Source organism: Burkholderia sp. MSMB0856, assembly GCF_001524645.2.
GTDB lineage: Bacteria > Pseudomonadota > Gammaproteobacteria > Burkholderiales > Burkholderiaceae > Burkholderia > Burkholderia diffusa.
In genome coordinates this window covers 1850324-1870785 of sequence record NZ_CP013428.1, presented here as the reverse complement: position 1 = coordinate 1870785, position 20462 = coordinate 1850324, and the positions used below count along the sequence as shown (strand labels likewise).

The 20462-nt window shown below is 67.8% G+C and carries 17 protein-coding genes; 10 read left to right on the top strand and 7 right to left on the bottom strand.

Features of this window, described 5'->3' with window-relative positions:
* Positions 1 to 273 precede the first annotated feature (273 nt).
* Positions 274 to 1551 (top strand): haloacid dehalogenase-like hydrolase, encoded by a 1278-nt coding sequence (locus tag WS87_RS25945; RefSeq protein WP_059819484.1) that lies wholly within the window; start codon positions 274 to 276, stop codon positions 1549 to 1551.
* Positions 1552 to 1597: 46 nt separating this feature from the next.
* Here the strand turns inward: WS87_RS25945 and WS87_RS25940 are convergent, their stop codons facing one another.
* The 3 genes from WS87_RS25940 to WS87_RS25930 all read right to left on the bottom strand — a co-directional run bounded on the left by WS87_RS25940 (position 1598) and on the right by WS87_RS25930 (position 5098).
* On the bottom strand, positions 1598 to 2371 hold the full coding sequence (locus WS87_RS25940) for a slipin family protein (protein WP_059819483.1): 774 nt from the start codon (positions 2369 to 2371) through the stop codon (positions 1598 to 1600).
* On the bottom strand, positions 2368 to 3942 hold the full coding sequence (locus WS87_RS25935; RefSeq protein ID WP_059819482.1) for an NfeD family protein: 1575 nt from the start codon (positions 3940 to 3942) through the stop codon (positions 2368 to 2370). Before WS87_RS25935 ends, WS87_RS25940 begins: the two co-directional genes overlap by 4 nt.
* A 121-nt stretch (positions 3943 to 4063) precedes the next feature.
* The gene (locus tag WS87_RS25930) at positions 4064 to 5098 is read right to left on the bottom strand and encodes an AraC family transcriptional regulator (protein ID WP_059819481.1); all 1035 of its coding nucleotides are present in this window, start codon (positions 5096 to 5098) and stop codon (positions 4064 to 4066) included.
* 137 nt (positions 5099 to 5235) lie between these two features.
* Between WS87_RS25930 and WS87_RS25925 the strand changes: the two genes are divergently transcribed.
* From WS87_RS25925 to WS87_RS25900, 6 genes are all read left to right on the top strand, one after another.
* Positions 5236 to 6369, top strand: coding sequence for an acyl-CoA dehydrogenase family protein (locus WS87_RS25925; RefSeq protein WP_059527243.1), 1134 nt, complete (start codon positions 5236 to 5238; stop codon positions 6367 to 6369).
* A 192-nt stretch (positions 6370 to 6561) separates the two neighbouring features.
* Complete coding sequence (locus WS87_RS25920) at positions 6562 to 8268, top strand: AMP-binding protein (RefSeq protein ID WP_059819480.1); 1707 nt, start codon at positions 6562 to 6564, stop codon at positions 8266 to 8268.
* 109 nt (positions 8269 to 8377) lie between these two features.
* A complete protein-coding gene (locus tag WS87_RS25915; RefSeq protein WP_059699282.1) occupies positions 8378 to 9907 on the top strand; it encodes a CoA-acylating methylmalonate-semialdehyde dehydrogenase in 1530 nt (509 codons plus the stop codon).
* 18 nt (positions 9908 to 9925) lie between these two features.
* The gene (gene mmsB, locus WS87_RS25910; RefSeq protein WP_059527008.1) at positions 9926 to 10828 is read left to right on the top strand and encodes a 3-hydroxyisobutyrate dehydrogenase; all 903 of its coding nucleotides are present in this window, start codon (positions 9926 to 9928) and stop codon (positions 10826 to 10828) included.
* The gene (locus WS87_RS25905; protein WP_059819479.1) at positions 10825 to 11616 is read left to right on the top strand and encodes an enoyl-CoA hydratase; all 792 of its coding nucleotides are present in this window, start codon (positions 10825 to 10827) and stop codon (positions 11614 to 11616) included. The genes mmsB and WS87_RS25905 overlap by 4 nt, the downstream gene beginning before the upstream one ends.
* On the top strand, positions 11613 to 12752 hold the full coding sequence (locus WS87_RS25900; protein WP_059699172.1) for an enoyl-CoA hydratase/isomerase family protein: 1140 nt from the start codon (positions 11613 to 11615) through the stop codon (positions 12750 to 12752). Before WS87_RS25905 ends, WS87_RS25900 begins: the two co-directional genes overlap by 4 nt.
* Before the next feature lie 72 nt (positions 12753 to 12824).
* On the opposite strand, the gene WS87_RS25895 is transcribed toward WS87_RS25900, so the two are convergent.
* Positions 12825 to 13730, bottom strand: a complete 906-nt coding sequence (locus tag WS87_RS25895; RefSeq protein WP_059819478.1) for a LysR family transcriptional regulator — start codon at positions 13728 to 13730, stop codon at positions 12825 to 12827.
* Between the two features lie 177 nt (positions 13731 to 13907).
* On the opposite strand from WS87_RS25895, the gene WS87_RS25890 reads away from it, so the two are divergent.
* The gene (locus WS87_RS25890; RefSeq protein WP_059819477.1) at positions 13908 to 15446 is read left to right on the top strand and encodes an MFS transporter; all 1539 of its coding nucleotides are present in this window, start codon (positions 13908 to 13910) and stop codon (positions 15444 to 15446) included.
* A 35-nt stretch (positions 15447 to 15481) separates the two neighbouring features.
* Here WS87_RS25890 and WS87_RS25885 read toward each other — a convergent pair whose 3' ends face one another.
* Both WS87_RS25885 and WS87_RS25880 read right to left on the bottom strand, forming a co-directional pair.
* Positions 15482 to 16063 carry an HD domain-containing protein gene (locus tag WS87_RS25885; protein ID WP_059819476.1) on the bottom strand — a complete coding sequence of 194 codons (582 nt, stop codon included), beginning with the start codon at positions 16061 to 16063 and terminating at the stop codon, positions 15482 to 15484.
* Positions 16064 to 16148: 85 nt separating this feature from the next.
* The gene (locus tag WS87_RS25880) at positions 16149 to 16706 is read right to left on the bottom strand and encodes a helix-turn-helix domain-containing protein (protein WP_059819475.1); all 558 of its coding nucleotides are present in this window, start codon (positions 16704 to 16706) and stop codon (positions 16149 to 16151) included.
* A 282-nt stretch (positions 16707 to 16988) separates the two neighbouring features.
* Between WS87_RS25880 and WS87_RS25875 the strand changes: the two genes are divergently transcribed.
* Together WS87_RS25875 and WS87_RS25870 are read left to right on the top strand one after the other, a co-directional pair.
* Positions 16989 to 18392, top strand: coding sequence for an HdeD family acid-resistance protein (locus tag WS87_RS25875; RefSeq protein ID WP_059819474.1), 1404 nt, complete (start codon positions 16989 to 16991; stop codon positions 18390 to 18392).
* A gap of 303 nt (positions 18393 to 18695) precedes the next feature.
* Positions 18696 to 19427, top strand: a complete 732-nt coding sequence (locus WS87_RS25870) for a ribonuclease T2 (RefSeq protein ID WP_059819473.1) — start codon at positions 18696 to 18698, stop codon at positions 19425 to 19427.
* A gap of 66 nt (positions 19428 to 19493) precedes the next feature.
* Here WS87_RS25870 and WS87_RS25865 read toward each other — a convergent pair whose 3' ends face one another.
* Complete coding sequence (locus WS87_RS25865) at positions 19494 to 20129, bottom strand: isochorismatase family cysteine hydrolase (protein ID WP_059819472.1); 636 nt, start codon at positions 20127 to 20129, stop codon at positions 19494 to 19496.
* Positions 20130 to 20462: the final 333 nt, after the last annotated feature.

The following is a 20462-nucleotide window of genomic DNA, read 5'->3' as shown; positions in this document are numbered from 1 at the left end:
GTTTCCGGCGGGCGGGCCGGATGGCCGTCGCCGTGCACGTGGCCGGTGCGGGAGGGCCGGCCGGAGCGCGCGCGCGGTGGCGGCGCCGGCCCGGTATGTCGCGCCGGATCAATTCCCCGTCGTGTCGTGGCGAGACGCTGTCAAATTGCCGAAATAATTTCGTCACATCATTCGCCCCCGATTCGAAGCCTTTCCGGCTTCGCGGAGCGGGTGTGCCGCGCGTTGCGCGGGGCAGCGACCCAAGCCGATTCGACAATTCCACGGAGAGAGACCATGCAACGCCGCAAGTTCATGAACACCCTTGCCGCTGCGACCGCTGCGACGCCGCTGATGCTCAAGGCCGGCATGGCCGGCGCGAAGAGCGCGACCGCGCCGGACGCGCTGGACCCGGGCCGCTGGTCGCCGTTCAACGCCGCGCGCCTGCAGGCGGTGCTCGACCGGCACGGCGTCGCGAGCGCGCGCTACGACGGAAAGCGCCGCCCGTACGCGGTGTTCGACTGGGACAACACGTGCATCATGAACGACTGCGAAGAGGCGTTGCTGATGTACCAGATCAACCATCTGCAGTACAAGCTGACGCCGGACGAGTTCGTCGGCGTGATGTGGAAGGACGTGCCGAAGGGCGCGTTCATGAAGGACTACACGACCGTCGACGGCAAGCCGGTGACGATGGAGGATCTCGCCGCCGACGTCGAGTCCGACTACCGCTGGCTCCATGCGAACTACAAGGGCCTCGGCGGCGACAAGAGCCTCGACGAGATTCGCGAGACCGACCAGTTCAAGGATTTTCGCGCGAAGCTGTACTTCATGTACGACGCGATCTGCGACACGCATCCGCTCGAAGTCGGCTACAAGTGGATCATCTATTTCTACAAGAACATGACGACCGCCGAGCTGCAGGCGATGGCGGAAGCGTCGAACAACTACGGTATCGGCGACGCGCTGCGCAAGGTCCGCTACGAAAGCCCGAAGACGCTGCCGGGCAAGGCCGGCGTGGTGGCCGACACGCATTTCCACGGCATCCGCATTCACGAGGAAATCCGCGCGGTGATGCACACGCTGCGTGCGAACGGCATCGACGTGTACGTGAGCACCGCGTCGCTCGACGATGTCGTGCGCGTATTCGCCGGCAATCCGAACTATGGCTACGGCGTGCCGCCCGAGAACGTGATCGGCCTGCGGCTCGACATGCAGGACGGCAAGTACACGAGCACTTATCCGGCCGGCTGGCATTTCAACTGGGGGCCCGGCAAGACGGTGGGCATCCGCAACGTGCTCGCGTCGAAGAAGGGCTACGGCCCGCTGCTGGTGTTCGGCGACAGCGACGGCGACGCGTGGATGCTGCGCGACTTCAAGGACACCGCGGCCGGCGTGATCGTCAACCGGATGAAGAAGGGCGAGATCGGTGCGGACAGCAAGCTCGCGGCCGAACAGATCGGCAATCCGGACGCGCGTTTCCTGCTGCAGGGCCGCGACGAGCACACGGGCCTGATGATCCCGGACGAGAAGTCGATCAAGTACGGCAAGGCTGATCGCAAGCTGCTGGCTTGACGCGTGGCGGGCGCCGGGCCGCCGCAGCCCGGCGCCCGCGCGCGTCTCACCGCTCGCGCGGCGGCCCCAACCGATCCAGCAACGCGCTCAGCAGATCCACCGGCAGCGGAAAAACGATCGTCGAATTCTTGTCCGCCGCGATCGTCGTCAGCGTCTGCAGATAGCGCAGCTGCATCGCCTGCGGCTGCTGCGCAAGCCGCTGCGCCGCCTGCAGCAGCTTCTCCGACGCCTGCAATTCGCCTTCCGCGTGAATCACCTTCGCGCGCCGTTCGCGTTCGGCCTCGGCCTGCCGCGCGATCGCCCGGATCATCGTTTCGTTCAGGTCCACGTGCTTGATCTCGACCGTCGACACCTTGATTCCCCACGCATCGGTCTGCGCATCCAGCGTCTTCTGGATGTCGGCGTTCAACTGCTCGCGCTCGGCGAGCAACGCGTCGAGTTCGTGCTTGCCGAGCACCGCGCGCAGCGTCGTCTGCGAGAGCTGGCTCGTCGCCTCGAAGAAACGCGCAACCTGGATCACGGCCTTTTCCGGATCGACGACGCGGAAATACACGACCGCATTGACCTTCACCGACACGTTGTCGCGCGTGATCACGTCCTGCGGGGGCACGTCGAACACGACGGTGCGCAGGTCGATCCGCACGACCTGCTGGACGATCGGGATGATCAGCACGAGCCCCGGCCCCTTCACCTTCCAGAACCGGCCGAGCATGAACACGACGCCGCGTTCGTACTCGCGGAAGATGCGGATCGACGATGCGACCAGCACCACGACGAAGACGATCAGGACGCCGCTGAAGCCGAACGTGTAGCCCATCATGACGGTGCTCCCTGGTGTTGTTGTTCGTGTGCCGGCACGTCGTAGAGCGGCGCGACGGTGAGCGTCAGCCCGTGGCGGCCGGTGACGCGCACGCGGCAGCCGGCGGCCAGCGGCGTGCTGCTCGCGACGCGCCAGCGCTCGCCGTGCACGCGCGCCCAGCCCGCCGCAGACGGGGCGGGGCCGGCCGCGTCCTGCGGCTGGTCGGCGCGCAGGCCGTCGTCGAGCACTTCGCCGATGCTGCCGACTATCGCCTCGGCGCCCGTCACGACCGGCCGCCGCCGCGCGCGCAGCGCGACGCTCGATACGCCGGCGACAAGCAGCCCGCCGCCGACCGCGAGGCCCGCGATCACCTGCCACGGAATGCCGTAGCCGGGCACGTCGGTATCGATCAGCATCAATGCGCCGATCGTGAACGACACGATTCCGCCGAACCCGAGCACGCCGAAGGTCGGCAGGAACGCCTCGGCGACGAGGCAGCCGAGACCGAGCAGCACGAGCCCGAGGCCCGCATAGCTGATCGGCAGCAATTGCATCGCGAACAGCCCGATCAGCAGGCAGATGGTGCCGGCGACGCCCGGCAGCACGAAGCCGGGATTCGCGAATTCGAAGAACAGACCGTAGATGCCGATCGTCAGCAGGATCAGCGCGACGTTCGGATCGGCGATGATCGACAGGAAGCGGCTGCGCCAGTCGGGCGCGAGCACGACGAGCGGCGCATGCGCGGTCGCGACGTGCACCGTGCCGGCGGTCGTCGTCACGGTGCGGCCGTCAAGCTGGCGCGCGAGGTCGGCCGGGTCCTGCGCGATCAGATCGACGACATGCTGCGCGCGCGCCTCGGTCGCCGACAGGCTCAAGGCCTCGCGCACCGCGCGCTCGGCCCATCCGGCATTGCGTCCGCGCAACTGCGCGAGGCCGCGGATGTACGCGGCGGCGTCCTGGGTCGCCTTGCGGATCTCGGTCGACTGCGTATCGTTCGGTAACTCGGCCGGCGTTGCAGATGCGGCCGATGCACCGGCCGCACCCGATGCGCCGGACGGCGACGATCGGGGCGCGCCCGGCGTCCCTGGCGCGCCCGGCGCGCCACCGCCGATGCCGAACTGCACCGGCGACGCCGCGCCGAGATTGGTGCCGGGCGCCATCGCGGCGATGTGGCTCGCGTAGACGATATAGGTGCCCGCGCTCGCGGCCCGTGCGCCGCCCGGCGCGACGAACGCGGCGACCGGCACCGGCGAGCCGAGGATCGCCTTGATGATCTGCCGCATCGACGTGTCGAGGCCGCCCGGCGTATCGAGTTGCAGGATCGCGAGCGGCGCGTGCTCGCGCGCCGCGCGGTCGAGCGAGCGGACGATGAAGTCGGCACTGGCCGGCCCGATCGCGCCGTTGACCGGAATCACGAACACCGGCGGCGCGGCCGCGGGTACGGCGGCGGGAGGCGGGGCGGCAACGGCCGCGCACACGACGAGCAGCGCCGCGAACAGCGCGGCGCGCGCGACCCGCGCGGACAGCGGGTGACGGGGGCGGGCGCCGGGCGATGCAGATGCCGGCGGCGGCCCATGACGGTGAATGCGCATCGGGGCGTCCGGGCGGCGCGCGGCCGCACGCCGTCCGGCTCGCGGAAAGGGCGTTGGCCCGATATTTGAAGATTAGGCGGTTTCGGCGGAAAGCGCGAAGGCGACGCGGCAGGCCGCGGAATCAGCCGGCGCCGCCGCCGCGCGCGAGCGCTTCTTCCCGATATTCGGCCGGGCTGCGCCCGCTCCATTTGCGAAACGCGCGGTAGAACGCGCTCGGTTCCGCGAAACCGGTGGCCGCCGCGACGTCGGCGATGGTCCGCGACGGATCGGCCAGCGCCTCGAACGCGAGGTCGCGCCGCAGCGTGTCCTTGATCGCCTGGTACGCATGGCCTTCCTGGTGCAGCTTGCGGCGCAGCGTCGCCTCGGCCACGTGCAGCCGCGCGGCCATCCCGTCTGCGCCGGGCCACGCGGCGGGCGGCATGCCGCGCAGCACGGTGCGCACGCGTTGCGCGAGCGCGTTCGGGTTGCGGTACTTGACGATGAAGCTGGCCGGCGCGTTGCGCAGAAACGTTTTCAGCGTCCTGGCGTTCTGCACGACCGGCAGCGTCGCGAATTCGGGATCGAAATCGACATACGAATCGGGCTGGTTGAACCGCATGTCGTCGCACAGCATCGACGGGTATTCGTGGTCGGCCGGCGGCGTGTCGCAGCGGAAGCTCGCGTGCAGCAGCGGGATGCGCCGCCCGATCAGCCAGCAGGTCAGTCCGTACACGATGATGAAATAGGTCGCGTACGTGAACATCGCGGGCGTCGCGGTGCTGTTGCGGTGCACGAAACGCAGCCGTACGCGCTGCGGGTTGGCGTCGAGCTCCGCGTGCAGGTCGTCGAGTACGCAGTGCATGAAATTCACCGCGCGCGCCATCGCGTGCAGCCCGTCCTGCGCGGACAGCGCCGCCTGGCTCATCGCGATGAAGCTGCCGCTGCGCATCGGATGGCGATCCTGCCCGAAAAACTCGTCGTCGAGCGCGCGCGCAATGGCGTTCCACAGCGCGCCGTATTGCTGCGCGGACACCCGTGCACGCGGCTGCGCGAGCAGCGCCGGCGGGATGCCGGCCTGCGCGAGCAGCGGCTCGGCCGCGACGCCGCGCCGGGTGGCGAGCGCCACGCTGTAGGCGACGAGGCTGATCGCAACGGTTCCCTTGTCTTCCTGCTTCATCGAAGCCGCCGGTATGGCAAAAACGCTCAGTGTAAATGAGCGCCGCGAGCATCGAACAGTCGCGCGCGCTTGCCTACACTTGTTGCATCGAAACGAAAGGTCGGTCGCGGCACGCGGCCGCGGGAGACAGCAGCGCCATGGACGAGCTTTACACCGAAGACCAGCGGATGATCCGCGACGCCGCGCGCGCTTTTGCCACCGAGGTGCTGGCACCGAACGCCGCGCAGTGGGACCACGACGCGCACCTGCCCGACGCCGTCGTCGCGCAGCTCGGCGAACTCGGCCTGCTCGGGATGATCGTGCCGCAGGAGCTGGGCGGCGCGTATACGGATTACGTCGCCTACGCGCTGGCGATGGAGGAAATCGCCGCCGGCGACGCCGCATGCGCGACGATGATGAGCGTGCACAACTCCGTCGGCTGCGGGCCGATCCTCGGCTTCGGCACGCCCGCGCAGAAGGATCGCTGGCTGGCCGAGATGGCGGCGGGCCGCATCATCGGCGCGTTCTGCCTGACCGAGCCGCAGGCCGGCTCCGAGGCGCACAACCTGCGCACGCGGGCGGAACTGCGCGACGGCAAGTGGGTGCTGAACGGCGCGAAGCAGTTCGTGACCAACGGCCAGCGTGCCGGGGTCGCGATCGTTTTTGCCATGACCGACCCGGAAGCCGGCAAGCGCGGCATTTCCGCGTTCCTGGTGCCGACCGACACGCCCGGCTTCATCGTCGGCAAGCCGGAAAAGAAGATGGGCATCCGCGCGTCCGACACGTGCCCGATCACGTTCGAGAACTGCGCGATTCCGGAAGAAAACCTGCTCGGCAATCGCGGCGAAGGATTGAAGATCGCGCTGTCGAACCTGGAAGGCGGGCGCATCGGCATTGCTGCGCAGGCGCTCGGCATCGCGCGCGCCGCGTTCGACAAGGCGCGCCGCTATGCGGGCGAGCGCGTGCAGTTCGGCAAGCCGATCGCCGAGCATCAGGCGATCCAGCAGAAGCTCGCCGACATGGCCACGCAGATCAACGCGGCGCGCCTGCTCGTGCATCACGCGGCGAAGCTGCGCACGGCCGGGCTGCCGTGCCTGTCCGAGGCATCGCAGGCGAAGTTGTTCGCGTCCGAGATGGCCGAGCGCGTGTGCTCGGATGCGATCCAGATTCACGGCGGTTACGGCTATCTCGCAGATTACGAAGTCGAGCGTCACTATCGCGACGCGCGCATCACGCAGATTTACGAGGGCACCAGCGAAGTGCAGCGGATGGTGATCGCGCGACAGCTTTGAGTCCTGAATCGCGACGCGCGCCGCACCGGCAATCACGCAAACAAATAAGTCAGGCAGGCAAGGCACGAAGGCAGCGCGGCAAACGCGGCACGCAACGACGTGACCGTGCGCCGTGCGACACGGAACCGGGCATGCGCGCAGCGCGTGCCCGGTTGACCGCTGGGCATGGAGACTCGAGACGGAGACGACACGATGACGGTACAGGCATTCCTGGACGCACGCGACTTTCTGCTGCGTCATCGCACCGACTACGAAACCGCGTATCGCGATTTCGAATGGCCGGTGCTCGATGCATTCAACTGGGCGCTCGACTACTTCGATCCGATGGCGCGCGGCAACGACAAGCCCGCGCTGTGGATCGTCGACGCGGCAACCGGCACGGGCGACCCGTATTCGTTCGCGCAGATGTCCGAGCGCTCGTCGCGGATCGCGAACTGGCTGCGTGGCATCGGCGTCGTGCGCGGCGACCGGATCCTGCTGATGCTGCCGAACCGTGTCGAGCTGTGGGACGCGATGCTCGCCGCGATGAAGCTCGGCGCGATCGTGCTGCCCGCGACCACGCAGCTGTCGGCCGACGACGTGCGCGATCGCGTGCAGATCGGCGGCGCGAAATACGCGATCGTCGACGAGAGCGAAGCCGCGAAATTCGAACAGGCCGATCTCGGCCTCACGCAGAAAATCGTCGCCGGCGCGCCGCGCGCGGGCTGGCTCGCGATGAACGACGGCTACGCGGCGAGCGTCGCATTCGAGCCGGACGCCGTCACGCATGCGAACGATCCGATGCTGCTGTACTTCACGTCGGGCACGACGTCGAAGCCGAAGCTCGTCGAGCATACGCACCGCACCTATCCCGTCGGGCACCTGTCGACGATGTACTGGGTCGGCCTGCAGCCGGGCGACATTCACTGGAACATCAGCTCGCCGGGCTGGGCGAAGCATGCGTGGAGCTGCTTCTTCGCGCCGTGGAATGCGCAGGCGTGCGTGTTCGCGTTCAACTACGCGCGCTTCGAGCCGAAGGTGGTGCTCGACGCGCTCGTCAAATACCAGGTGACCACGCTATGCGCGCCGCCGACCGTGTGGCGCATGCTCGTGCAGCAGCCGCTCGCGTCGTTCGACGTGAAGCTGCGCGAGATCGTCGGCGCGGGCGAGCCGCTGAATCCCGAGATCATCGAGCGCGTGAAGAAGGCGTGGGGCATCACGATTCGCGACGGCTACGGCCAGACCGAGACGACCTGCCTGATCGGCAACACGCCGGGTCAGCCGGTCGTCGCCGGTTCGATGGGCCGCCCGCTGCCCGGCTACCGGATCGCGCTGCTCGACCCGGACGGCGCGCCCGTCAGCGAAGGCGAGGTCGCGCTGCCGATCGGTGCGGGCGTGATGCGTCCGGTCGGGCTGATGACGGGCTATGCGAACAATCCCGACGCGACGGCCCACGCGATGCGCGATGGCCATTACCGCACGTCGGACATCGCGATGCGCGGCGACGACGGCTACTACGTCTACATCGGCCGCGCGGACGACGTGTTCAAGTCGTCCGACTACCGGCTGAGCCCGTTCGAACTGGAAAGCGTGCTGATCGAGCATCCGGCGATCGCGGAAGCGGCCGTCGTGCCGAGCCCGGACCCGGTGCGGCTGTCGGTGCCGAAAACCTTCATCACGCTGCGCCAGGGCTACGAGGAAAGCCCCGCGCTGGCGCTGGAGATTTTCCGCTTCTCGCGCGAGAAGCTCGCGCCGTACAAGCGCATCCGCCGCCTGCAGTTCGCGGAGCTGCCGAAGACCATCTCCGGGAAGATTCGCCGCGTCGAGCTGCGCCGCCGCGAGATCGAGCGCGGCGACGATGCGGCCACGCGGATGCCCGGCGAATACTGGGAAGAAGATTTCGCCGCGGAACTGAAATGACCTGTCGCGGGCCATGCGCGCCGCATGTCGCGGCCGTCGCCCGCAACACCGATTGAACCGGCCGCGCGTGGCATGACGCTACACGGCCCACTGCAAGGAGAGTGCATCGATGAACGCGAATCCGACGCCCCGCACGGGGCAAGACGTGCCGACGGTCAAGCTGCTGATCGACGGCGCCTTCGTCGAGTCCACCACGAGCGAGTGGCGCGACATCGTCAATCCGGCGACGCAGCAGGTCCTCGCGCGCGTGCCGTTCGCGACCGTCGCGGAAGTCGACGCGGCCGTGCAGGCTGCGCACGCCGCGTATGCGACGTGGAAGAACACGCCGATTTCCGCGCGCATGCGCATCATGCTGAAGTTCCAGGATCTCGTGCGCGCGAACCTGCAGCGCATCGCGAAGACGCTGACGGCCGAGCAGGGCAAGACGCTGCCCGACGCCGAAGGCGACATCTTCCGCGGCCTCGAAGTGGTCGAGCACGCGTGCTCGGTCGGCACGCTGCAGCTCGGCGAATTCGCGGAGAACGTCGCGGGCGGTGTGGACACCTACACGCTGCGCCAGCCGCTCGGCGTGTGCGCCGGCATCACGCCGTTCAACTTCCCCGCGATGATTCCGCTGTGGATGTTCCCGATGGCGATCGTGTGCGGCAACACGTTCGTGCTGAAGCCATCGGAGCAGGATCCGATGTCGACGATGGAGCTCGTCGAACTCGCGATCGAGGCCGGCGTGCCGAAGGGCGTGCTGAACGTCGTGCACGGCGGCAAGGAAGTGGTCGACGCGATCTGCACGCATCCGCTCGTGAAGGCGATCTCGTTCGTCGGCTCGACGGCCGTCGGTACGCACGTGTACAACCTCGGCAGCCAGCACGGCAAGCGCGTGCAGTCGATGATGGGCGCGAAGAACCACGCGATCCTGCTGCCCGACGCGAATCGCGAGCAGGCGATCAATGCACTGGTCGGCGCCGGCTTCGGCGCGGCCGGCCAGCGCTGCATGGCGACCTCCGTCGCCGTGCTCGTCGGCAACGCGCGCGACTGGCTGCCGGACATCGTCGCGAAGGCGAAGCTGCTGAAGGTCAACGCGGGCTCGGAAGCGGGCACCGACGTCGGCCCGGTGGTGTCGCGCGGCGCGAAGGCGCGCATCCTGTCGCTGATCGACACGGGCATCAAGGAAGGCGCGAAGCTCGAACTCGACGGCCGCGACGTGAAGGTCGCCGGCTTCGAGGAAGGCAACTTCATCGGGCCGACGATCTTCTCCGGCGTGAAGACCGACATGACGGTCTACACGCATGAAATCTTCGGGCCGGTGCTGGTCGTGATGGAAGTCGACACGCTCGACGACGCGATCGCGCTCGTCAATGCCAACCCGATGGGCAACGGCGTGGGCATCTTCACGCAGAGCGGCGCGGCCGCGCGCAAGTTCCAGAGCGAGATCGACGTTGGCCAGGTCGGCATCAACATTCCGATTCCGGTGCCCGTGCCGTTCTTCAGCTTCACCGGCTCGCGCGGCTCGAAGCTCGGCGATCTCGGCCCATACGGCAAGCAGGTCGTGCAGTTCTACACGCAGACCAAGACGGTCACCGCGCGCTGGTTCGACGACGACACGACGGCCGGCCCCGTGAACACGACGATCCGGCTGCATTGAGCCGGGGAGGACACGAACATGAAGATCGGATTTATCGGACTGGGTCACATGGGTGCGCCGATGGCGCTGAACCTCCTGAAGGCCGGCCATGAAGTGCACGCGTTTGACCTGAGCGCCGACGCATTGCGCGCGCTGCAGGACGCCGGCGCGCAGGTGGCCGCGTCGCCGCGCGATGCGGCATCGGGCGCGGCGTTCGTGATCACGATGCTACCGGCCGCGCCGCACGTGCGCTCGGTGCTCGCCGGCGAGAACGGCGTGCTGGCCGGCCTCGGCGCCGGCGCGACCGTGATCGATTCGAGCACGATCGACCCGGCGAGCGCGCAGGCGTTCGGCGCGCTCGTGCGCGAGCACGGCGGCGCGTTCGTCGATGCGCCCGTGTCGGGCGGCACCGGCGGCGCGGCGGCCGGCACCCTGACCTTCATGGTCGGCGGCAGCGACGCCGATTTCGAGCGCGTGAAGCCCGTGCTCGCCGGCATGGGCAAGAACATCGTCCATTGCGGCGCGACGGGCATGGGGCAGGTCGCGAAGGTCTGCAACAACCTCGTGCTCGGCATCTCGATGGCGGCCGTGTCGGAGGCGATGTCGCTCGGCGTCGCGCTCGGCATCGATCCGAAGGTGCTGGCCGGCATCGTCAACACGTCGACGGGCCGCTGCTGGAGTTCGGACACCTACAACCCGTATCCGGGCGTGATCGACACCGCGCCGTCGTCGCGCGGCTACAGCGGCGGCTTCGGCACCGACCTGATGCTGAAGGATCTCGGCCTTGCGAACGACGCCGCGAAGCAGGCGCGCCAGCCCGTCTATCTCGGCGCGCTCGCGCAGCAGCTTTACCAGACGATGAGCAGCCGCGGCGACGGGCAACTCGATTTCTCGGCGGTGATCCGCCTGTACCAACCGGCCACGAAGAAGGACGCCTCATGATCGAACTGGACTACGTCGACGACGGCGCGATCGCGTGCGCGACGCTCAAGCGTCCGCCCGCGAACGCCTTTACCGCCGACGGGCTGCGGCAACTGCAGGACACCGTCGCCGAATTGAACGCGAACCCGCGCGTGCGCGCGTTGGTGATCACCGGCGACGGCCCGAAGTTCTTCAGCGCGGGCGCCGATCTCAACACGTTCGCCGACGGCGACCGCGCGGTCGCACGCGCGATGGCCGCGCGCTTCGGCGCTGCGTTCGAGGCGTTGCATGACGCGCGCGTCGTGACGATCGCGGCGATCAACGGCTACGCGATGGGCGGCGGCCTCGAATGCGCGCTCGCGTGCGACCTGCGGATCGCCGAGACACACGCGCAGATGGCTCTGCCCGAACCGTCGGTCGGCCTGCTGCCGTGCGGGCTCGGCACGCAGACGCTGCCCTGGCTCGTCGGCGAAGGCTGGGCGAAGAAGATCATCCTGGCCGGCACGCGCGTCGACGCGGCGACGGCGCTCAGGATCGGCCTCGTCGAGGACGTGGTCGAAAGCGGCGCGGCGCGCGATGCGGCGCTGGCGCTCGCGCGCAACGTCGCGCGGCAGAGCCCGCACGCGGTTGCATACAGCAAGGAACTGATCGGCCTCGCGCGCCGCGCCGTGCCGCGCAGCGCGGCGCTCGCGGTCGAGCGCGAACGCTTCGTCGACCTGTTCGACACGAACGATCCGCGCGAAGGCGTGGCCGCGTTTCTCGGCAAGCGCGCGCCGCAATGGCATACCGATGGAGAGCCGCAACGATGAGCACGCCGGTCACGACTCATGGCAGTTTCGTGGAGCCCGCACCGGAGGTGCTGTTCCGTGTGGTGAACCGCGTGGCGCTCATCACGCTGAACCGGCCGGCCGCGCTCAATGCGTTGTCCTATCCGATGATCGGCGAGCTGGCCGCGCGTCTCGAACGCTGCCGCACCGACGACCAGATCGTCGCGGTCGTGCTGCGCGGCGCGGGCGAGAAGGGCTTCTGCGCGGGCGGCGACGTGCGCGCGCTGCACCGGATGGTCGCGCAGCGCGAGACCTGGCTGCCGTTCTTCGTCGACGAATACCGGCTCGACTACGCGATCCATACGTTCCCGAAGCCGATCGTCGCGCTGATGGACGGCGTGACGATGGGCGGCGGAATGGGCCTTGCGCAAGGCGCGGCGCTGCGCGTCGCGACCGAGCGCAGCAAGATCGCGATGCCGGAGACGCGCATCGGCCTCGTGCCCGACGTCGGCGCGACGCATTTCCTGTCGCGCATGCCGGTCGAACTCGAACTGTATGTGGGGTTGACGGGCGCGATGTTGTCCGGCGCCGATGCGCTGACCGCGAAGCTCGCGGACCTGTGCGTGCCGTCGTCGTGGCTCGATACGTTCGAGACGCGCATCGAGAGCGTCAAGTGGGATGGTGACGTGCTGCCGGCGCTGCGCAAGGTGTTCGAGCCGCCGTGCAACGTCGTGCCGCATTCAGCGCTCGACAGCCAGATGGCGTGGATCGTTCGTCACTTCGACAAGCGCTCGACAGTCGAACGGATCGTCGCGACGCTGAAGCAGGATCTCGAACGCGACGAGCTGGCGCGCGAGCATCGTCAATGGCTGCAGGCGACGCTCGACGCGCTCACCGGCCATTCGCCGACGATGCTGTGCGTGACGCGCGAAGCGCTGCTGCGCGGCCGTCAGATGACGCTGGCCGAGTCGTTCCGGATGGAACTCGGCATCGTGGCGCGCGCGATCGAGGAGGGCGACTTCTGCGAAGGCGTGCGCGCGCATCTGGTCGACAAGGATCGCAAGCCGCGCTGGGCGCCGGCGTCGCTCGTCGAGCTGCGTGCCGAGCGCGTGCGGCATTTCCTGACGTCGCCGTGGAAACTGTTCGCGCATCCGCTCGCCGATCTCGGCGCGGCGTGAAGTGACGCGATGTGCCGACGCGCCCGTGCGGCGCGTCGGCTTCAACCCGTTTTTCTTTCCGCGCTTTCGCGCTCAGCGCTCGATCATCGGCGGCACCGCCTGCACGAGCGCGTCGATCACGCAGCGCGTCTTGCGCGGCAGGTAGCGCGTTTTCGGCCAGATCGCGTGGATGTCGCCTTCGCACACGAAGCAGCGATCGAGCACGACGACCATCTCGCCGCGCTTCACGTAATGATCGAGCAGCCAGCTCGGCAGCCACGCGATTCCGAACCCCGAGGCGCCTGCCGCCGCGATCGCCTGCACGTCGTCGAAACTGAGCTGGTGCGGCATGTCGATGCGCACCGTCGAGCCGTCCGGCGCGCGCAGGTCCCACGGCTGCACGACGCCCGAACGTGAATACGCGATCGTCCGGTGGTGCCTGAGGTCGTCGAGCGATTGCGGTATCCCGTAGCGCGCGAGATACGACGGCGCCGCGCCGAGACTGCCGTATTGCGTGCCGAGCCGCCGCACCGCGAGGCTCGTGCTGTCCGCGAGCGTGCCGATCCGCACCGCGAGGTCGATCCCTTCCTCGACCAGATCGACGAACCGGTCCGTGATCGACACGTCGATCCGCAGATGCGGATAGGTGCGCGCGAGGTCGAGCACGATCGGCGTCACGCAGTGATGCCCGAATGCGAGCGGCACGCTCAGCCGCAGCTTGCCGCGCGCTTCGTTGCGGCCGCTATCGAGATCGGCTTCGGCCGCTTCCAGCTCCGCCAGCGCGCGCACGCAGCGGTCGTAGTACGCCTGGCCGTCGTCGGTCAGGCTCTGGCTGCGGGTTGTGCGCTGCAGCAGCCGCGCGCCGAGCCGCTTCTCGAGCCGCGCGATCGCCTTGCCGACCGCCGAGCGCGTCATGTCGAGCCGTTCCGCGGCGAGCGCGAAGCTGCCGGATTCCACGACCTGGACGAAGGTCGTGACGCCGTCGAGTCTGTCCGTCATGGCAGGATGAGTTGATTGCGTCCTGTGATTCCCCAGTCTGGAGAAATGGTCGCGTCAATGGGGAGAGAAATTCTCACTATAGTACCGATTCCCGTTCAGCGTGCGTTGCCGGCCGCACGCGGCGCATCTTTCTTATCTGGAGGCGCGCGGCCTGTCGCGGGCCGTCGCGCAATACGCATGACGCTATCCGACTCCCGCAGGAATGCGGTCGCGCTCGCGGCCGTCTGTCTCACGTCGCTGATGTTCGGCCTCGAGATATCGAGCGTGCCGGTGATCCTGCCGACGCTCGAACACGTGCTGCACGGCGACTTCAACGGCATGCAGTGGATCATGAACGCGTACACGATCGCGTGCACGACGGTGCTGATGGCGGCCGGCACGCTCGCCGACCGGTTCGGCCGCAAGCGCGTGTACGTGATCGGCACCGTGCTGTTCGGCGCGACGTCGTTGCTGTGCGGGCTCGCGCCGAATGTGCCGGTGCTCGTCGCGGGCCGGCTGCTGCAGGGCGCGAGCGGCGGCGCGATGCTGATCTGCCAGATCGCGGTGCTGTCGCACCAGTTCCGCGAAGGGCGCGAGCGCGGTCGCGCGTTCGGAATCTGGGGGATCGTGTTCGGGATCGGTCTCGGCTTCGGGCCGATCGTCGGCGGCGCGATCGTCGCGCTGGCGAGCTGGCCGTGGGTGTTCCTCGTGCATGCGCCGCTCGCGGCCGTCGCGCTCCTGCTGATCGGCGGCGCGGTGCAGGAGTCGCGCGATCCGCATGCGGGCACGCTCGACGTCGCGGGCATCGTCACGCTGTCGCTGGCCGTGCTCGGTCTCGCGTTCTATATCACGCAGAGCGCGGAGCTGGGGCTCACGAGTGCGGCCGGGCTCGGCGTGCTCGGCGCGACCGTGCTCGCGCTGGCCGGCTTCTTCATCGCGGAGCGTACGAGCGCGCGGCCGATGTTCGACTTCTCCGTGTTCCGGATTCGTGCGTTCACCGGCGCGATCTTCGGCTCGATGGGGATGAACTTCAGCTTCTGGCCGTTCATGATCTACCTGCCGATCTGGTTCCAGGTCGCGCTCGGCTACGACAGCGTGACGGCCGGCCTCGCGCTGCTCGCGTACACGCTGCCGACGCTCGTCGCGCCGCCATTCGGCGAGCGGCTCGCGCTGCGCTACGGGCCCGGTGTCGTGATTCCGGGCGGCCTGTTCACGATCGCGGCCGGGTTCGCGCTGATGCGGATCGGCAGCGGCGTCGAGCCTGCCAACTGGCTCACGATGCTGCCAGGCTGCGTGATCGCCGGCATCGGGCTCGGGCTCACCAATACGCCCGTCACGAACACGACGACGGGCGCGGTGCCGAGTTCGCGGGCCGGGATGGCGTCGGGCATCGACATGAGCGCGCGGATGATCTCGCTCGCGCTGAACATCGCGGCGATGGGCTTCGTGCTGGTCGCGGGGATCGTCGCGAGCCTGAAGGCGGGCGTCGCGGGGGCGGTCGATGCGGGAACGCTGCGCATGCTGGCGCAGCAGATCGCGTCGGGCCGCACCGACGGGCTGCAGGCGATCGCGCCGGCGCTCGCAAAGGCCGACCCGACCGGCACGGCGCTGCACGCGGCGCTCGTGCACGGGTTCGGCTGGGTGATGGTGTACGGCGCGGCCGGCGTGGCCGTGCTCGCGACCGCGAGCGCGGTGGCGTTCGCGCCGGCAAGGCGCAGGGCGGCGGTGTGCGAATGATGCGCGCAGTGTCGCGCGCGGCCGGTTCCGCGCGCTTACGTGCCGTCGCCGCGAGCGTCGATCCGGCGTTGCGTGTCCGCGTCGACGATCGCGCGGATCGCGCCGAACAGCGGCGCCGCGTCGGTGTAGCGCCGGCCGTAGCCGAGATTGAACGCGTAGTCGAAATCCGGCGGATTGCTACCTTGGTTGTGCTGGAGGATCGTTTCGAGCTTGTCGAGTGCCTTCGCGGCGCGCGCTTCCGATGAGGCCGCCGCCTCGTATTCGTCCCACAGTGCGACGATCTCGTCGCGCAGCGCGCGATCGAGCCCGGCCGTCAGCGTCAGCAGGTCGTCGCGTTCATGCGTGCTCTTGTCCGGATGCGCGGCCTGCTCGATCGCGGGGATGTCGCCGTGCAGCGCTTCGCCGAGATCGTGGACGACGCACAGCTTCAGCAGCTTTGTCGTGTCGACGTCCGGCAGCGCATCGGCGAACACGAGCGCCATCAGGCACAGCCGCCAGCTGTGTTCGGCCGTGCTTTCGGCGCGCCCGGTCGACGTATGGCCGCTGCGCAGCACGTTTTTCAGGCGTTCGGCTTCGCGCAGGAAATCGAGCCGCGCGTGGATCGTGTCGAGGTTCATGGCAGTGAAGTGCTGGAATCGAGCCTTCAAGCGTACGTCGCGCGGACGCGATGCGTCCACGCATGAAATATGCGCGTCGCGCTTGCTACAGCGTTTCGACGAGCCGCGCGGCGGAGCCGTCCGATAGCGTCATCCGCGTCCATCGGCAGGTGCTGCCGCGGATCGGCACGATGCGCGACGCATTGGCGCCGGTCGCGAACTCGACGTTCGGCGGCCCCGCGCGATCGTGCCAGCCGAGCGGGTCGAGCGCGGCTTCCATGCGGACGATTTCCGGCGTCGCGTAGCGCCACAGCGATGTACCGAGCAGCATCGGCAGCGGCCGCGAAAACTCGGCCGCGCGCGACGGCGAGCAGGCGAGCAGACGGTGCGTGAGATCGCACACGAGATGCATGCGCGCCGTGCTGCTCGCGATCAGCCGCGCGAGCGCGTGGTCGCCGGCCGAATCGAGACGCGCGGCAAGCAGCCGCTCGGCCATCGCGCGCTCGTCGGGCGACATCTGCTGGATGCCGGCTTCCCAACGCGAAATCGTCGATTGCGCGACGCCGAACAACTCGGCCGCGTGGCTCTGCTTCATGCGATGCAGTGTGCGCCAACGCTTGAGTTGCGGGCCGAGCGGCGAGGTGTGAAGCGGTGAGGCGGGCATGTTCGTGTTCCGTTCGGGATGCGGGCCGTGCTGGCGCCGCGTTGCGAAATGGATGAATCGGCCGTTATTCCAAGGGTGCCTGGATCACGAAGAGCGTGACGTCGGGCGTTCTGACTCGCCGGAATTGTTTTCGCCAGGCTTTCAACCAGCTCCTCCATATCTTATTATTCGGCGAAAGCGGAGCGCGCCGGCTGCCGTTGTTCATGTCGAGGCATGATGCGGCGGTCGGCATGACAGGAGATGCGTGCCAGCGCGTATCCCGAAAATACATACGAGGGCGCCATGGTACGACTGGTCTTGCTGCTGCTGGGCATCGAATATCTGCGAACGCGCTGGCGCGGGCTGACCGTGCTGGGCTGGATGTGGGTCGTCGCGGGCGTCGGCATCTTCGTCGACGCGCTCGATGGTGCGCTGCATTTTCCGATCGAACTGTTCGCGTGGCTGTTCCTGATCGAGGGGCTCGCGACGCTCGCGGTGGCCGGCAGCGGCGTCGGCGGGCAGCGCATCCTGCGCTACGTGAAGGGCATCGCGGTCGTGGTGGCCGCCGGGCTCGTGTTCGCGGGCCATCATCACGGCCACTTCCTGTTGTCGATGATCTTCGGCACGCTGTTCCTCGTCGACGGGCTGCTGCAGTGCACGTCCGCGTGGATGGTGCGTTACCGGCGCTGGAACGTCGCATTCGCGTGGGGCGTCGTCGAGATCCTGCTCGCGGTCTTCTTCTATCAGCCGTATCCGACCCATTATGTGGGCACCGTGCCGTACTGCCTCGGCCTGCTGCTGATGTTCGGCGGGATGCACATGCTGAGCCTTGCCGCGCGCGTGCGGCGGCTGACGCGCAACCCCGCGTTCGTGACGTCGCCGGCGCCGTCGATCGTGCCGGACATCGACGCGGCGCCCGACATCCCGCGCTTCACGCAATCCGAATGGGACGGCCCGCCGGCCGACCACGAGCACGCGCTGACCGTGCACGTGTGGACGCCGACCGGCACGTCGAAAGCCGAAGCCCAGCGCTATCCGGTGATCGACCGCTACATCGCGGCGGTGGACGTCAACGGCGTGATCTCCACGGGTCATGCGGCGCTGGAATCGCCCGAGGGCGTCTACATCAGCCTCTATCCGGCCGTCGAGATCGATCGTTCTCCGGATGAATTTACCCGGATCCTGCGTGCGACGCGCGAGAACGATGTACCGGGCCTGTTTCAGCCCGACTATGCGACCGAGTCGAAAGCGTGGTGTCCGTCCACCGTGCGCGTGCGGATCCGCAATTACGATCCGGCGAAGCTGGCCGCATTCTGGTCGTCGTATCGGCAGACCGTCACGTACAACCTCACGCACCGCAACTGCTCGAGCACCGTGTCGAACGCGCTCGAAGCAGCGCTCGACGGCGCGGTGTGGCGGCTCAGGGGCACGCGGGCCGGGTGGGGCGCATTCATCCGGCTGCTGCTCACGCCCGAGCTGTGGGTCGCCGCGCAGATCCGCAAGCGTGCGGTGACGATGGCCTGGACGCCCGGCCTCACGCTCGACTATGCACGCGCGCTCAGCATGCTCGCCGATCCGCGGCCGTTCGCGTGGTGGAAGGTCGCGCGCTCGGCCGTGAAGGCGATCATGGCGTCGCGCCGCGCGTGGCGCGAGCAGGACAGTGCGGCACTGTCGCCGGGTGGCTCGGAAGCCGCGTCGGTGAAATAATCGCGTGGCGCCGGTCTCGCGCGTGCGCGCACGCAGCTCGGCAGCGGGTCGTGAGCGCGGGGGTGTCGTCGGTGAGCACATGGCTTCGCCCGTTTCCGATCTCGACGCGGTAGGGCTTGCCTGGCCGGGTGGCCGTCATCGTTGGGAGGATCCGTTGCAGGAAACAAGAGGTTCGGCGTTGCACTACGAATTCCTTCGTCCACCTTCATATTGATGCAACGTTGCGCAGGCAACAATCGCGGGCAGACATTCGACAATCTTGCGGCGCATCCCGCGACCGCAAGCCTTTTCCGAGGAAACGCCATGCTCAAGACGCTCGCCCGCGCCGCGGCCGCACTCGCCGTCGCATCCGCCTCGCTGCACGCCGTCGCGCAGACCAGCTACGACTACTTGTTGCTCGCGGCTTCGTGGGAGCCCGGCTTCTGCGCGTCGCACGACACGCCGGAATGTACGAACCTTGCCGGCACGTACGCGGCGACGAGCCTGTCGCTGCATGGCCTGTGGCCGAACAGGTACGACGGCAACCAGCCGTTCTACTGCGGCGTGCCGCAGAGCGACGTCGATCTCGACAATGCGCACCAGTGGTGCAACATGGATGCATATCCGATCAGCACCGCGACCCGCAACACGCTGTCGACCTACATGCCGGGCGTGGCGTCGTGCCTCGACAAGCACGAATGGTTCAAGCACGGCACCTGCTCGAATTCGGCGTCGCCGGATGCGTACTGGAACGAGGCAGCCGGCATGATCAGCCGGCTCGGCAACACGTCGTTCAACGCGTTCCTGCAGGCGAACGCGGGTAAGACCGTGACACGCAATCAGCTGTTGTCCGCGTTCGAAGGCGCGTTCGGCAGCAATACGCGCAGCGCGGTGTCGCTGAAGTGCACGAAGACGAATGGCGTCAGCTATTTCACGGAAGCATGGATCGCGGTCAAGGCGAATGCGACTACCCAGTTTCCGAGCGCGGCGTCGCTCGTGACTGACGGGAATACGCAGGGCACGTGCCCGACGTCGGGCGTGTATATCGCGAAGTAACGCGCGAAGTTGCTTGGGGGCGCCGGTCGGGTGCGTTCCGGCCGGCATGGTGCGGGTGTTGCGTGTTTATGCGAGCAGTCGGAGTGCGTCTGTGAGCGACAGCACCGTCGTGCGCGTCTCGAACGCGGTCGCGAACAGATGCTCGTGCACGACCTCATCCGGGTCGTAGCAGCAGTCCTTCACCGTATACAGCCGGAAATCCGCATCGCTTGCGTGCGCAACCGACGACAGCACGACGCCGGTCGACGCGATCCCGACGAGGATCAGCGTGTCGATGCCCTGCGCGACGAGCCGTGCCTGCAAGTCGGTGCGAAAGAACACGCTCGCGCGATGTGCGATGGTCAGCGGCTCGTTGTCCAGCCGCCCGAGTTCCGGGCACAGGCCGTCGTCGACGAACAGGCCGAGCTGCTTGATTCCCTGGCCGTTCTTGTTGCGTGGACTGACCTCCGGATAGCCGGGGCTGAAGTGGAGATTCGCGAAATAGACATGGACGCCGCCCGCCCGGGCTGCATCGCACAGCTTGCGCGTGTTGGCGAGCAGGGTGGGGGCGACCGATGGAAAGAGACCGAGGATGTCGGTCTGGTAGTGCATGACGATCAGTGCGGTTTGCGCGGGCACGATCGGGGGAATTGGTGTGCGCGTGCGGCTTTCCGCGTTGGCGTGATGAGTCGTTGCGAGATCTGAAGCGTGTTCCGGTTGCATGACTGATGCTCTCCCATGAGTCATTTCGGTGTCTCAGAAAATCGATCGCTCGTTATACGTCGTCAACCATCTCAGTGCAAGGGGGGCGGAACTCGGTCAATATGATTGGACATGCAATCTCTGCGGGCGAGTGGAGAGGTTGTTGACGACTGGGTTCGGCCATGAAGCGACGGTTGCCGCGTGACGTAGTTAGACATTTGAGCGTCAGCAGGAATCCGGAAGCGGCCACCGAATCTAGGAGAGGTAATCGCAGTTGGGTGGCCAGAGCGTTCCTGATAGACTGTCGACGCGAGCAGCAATAATAATTCGCCTTGGACCAAGGCTTGAATTTGG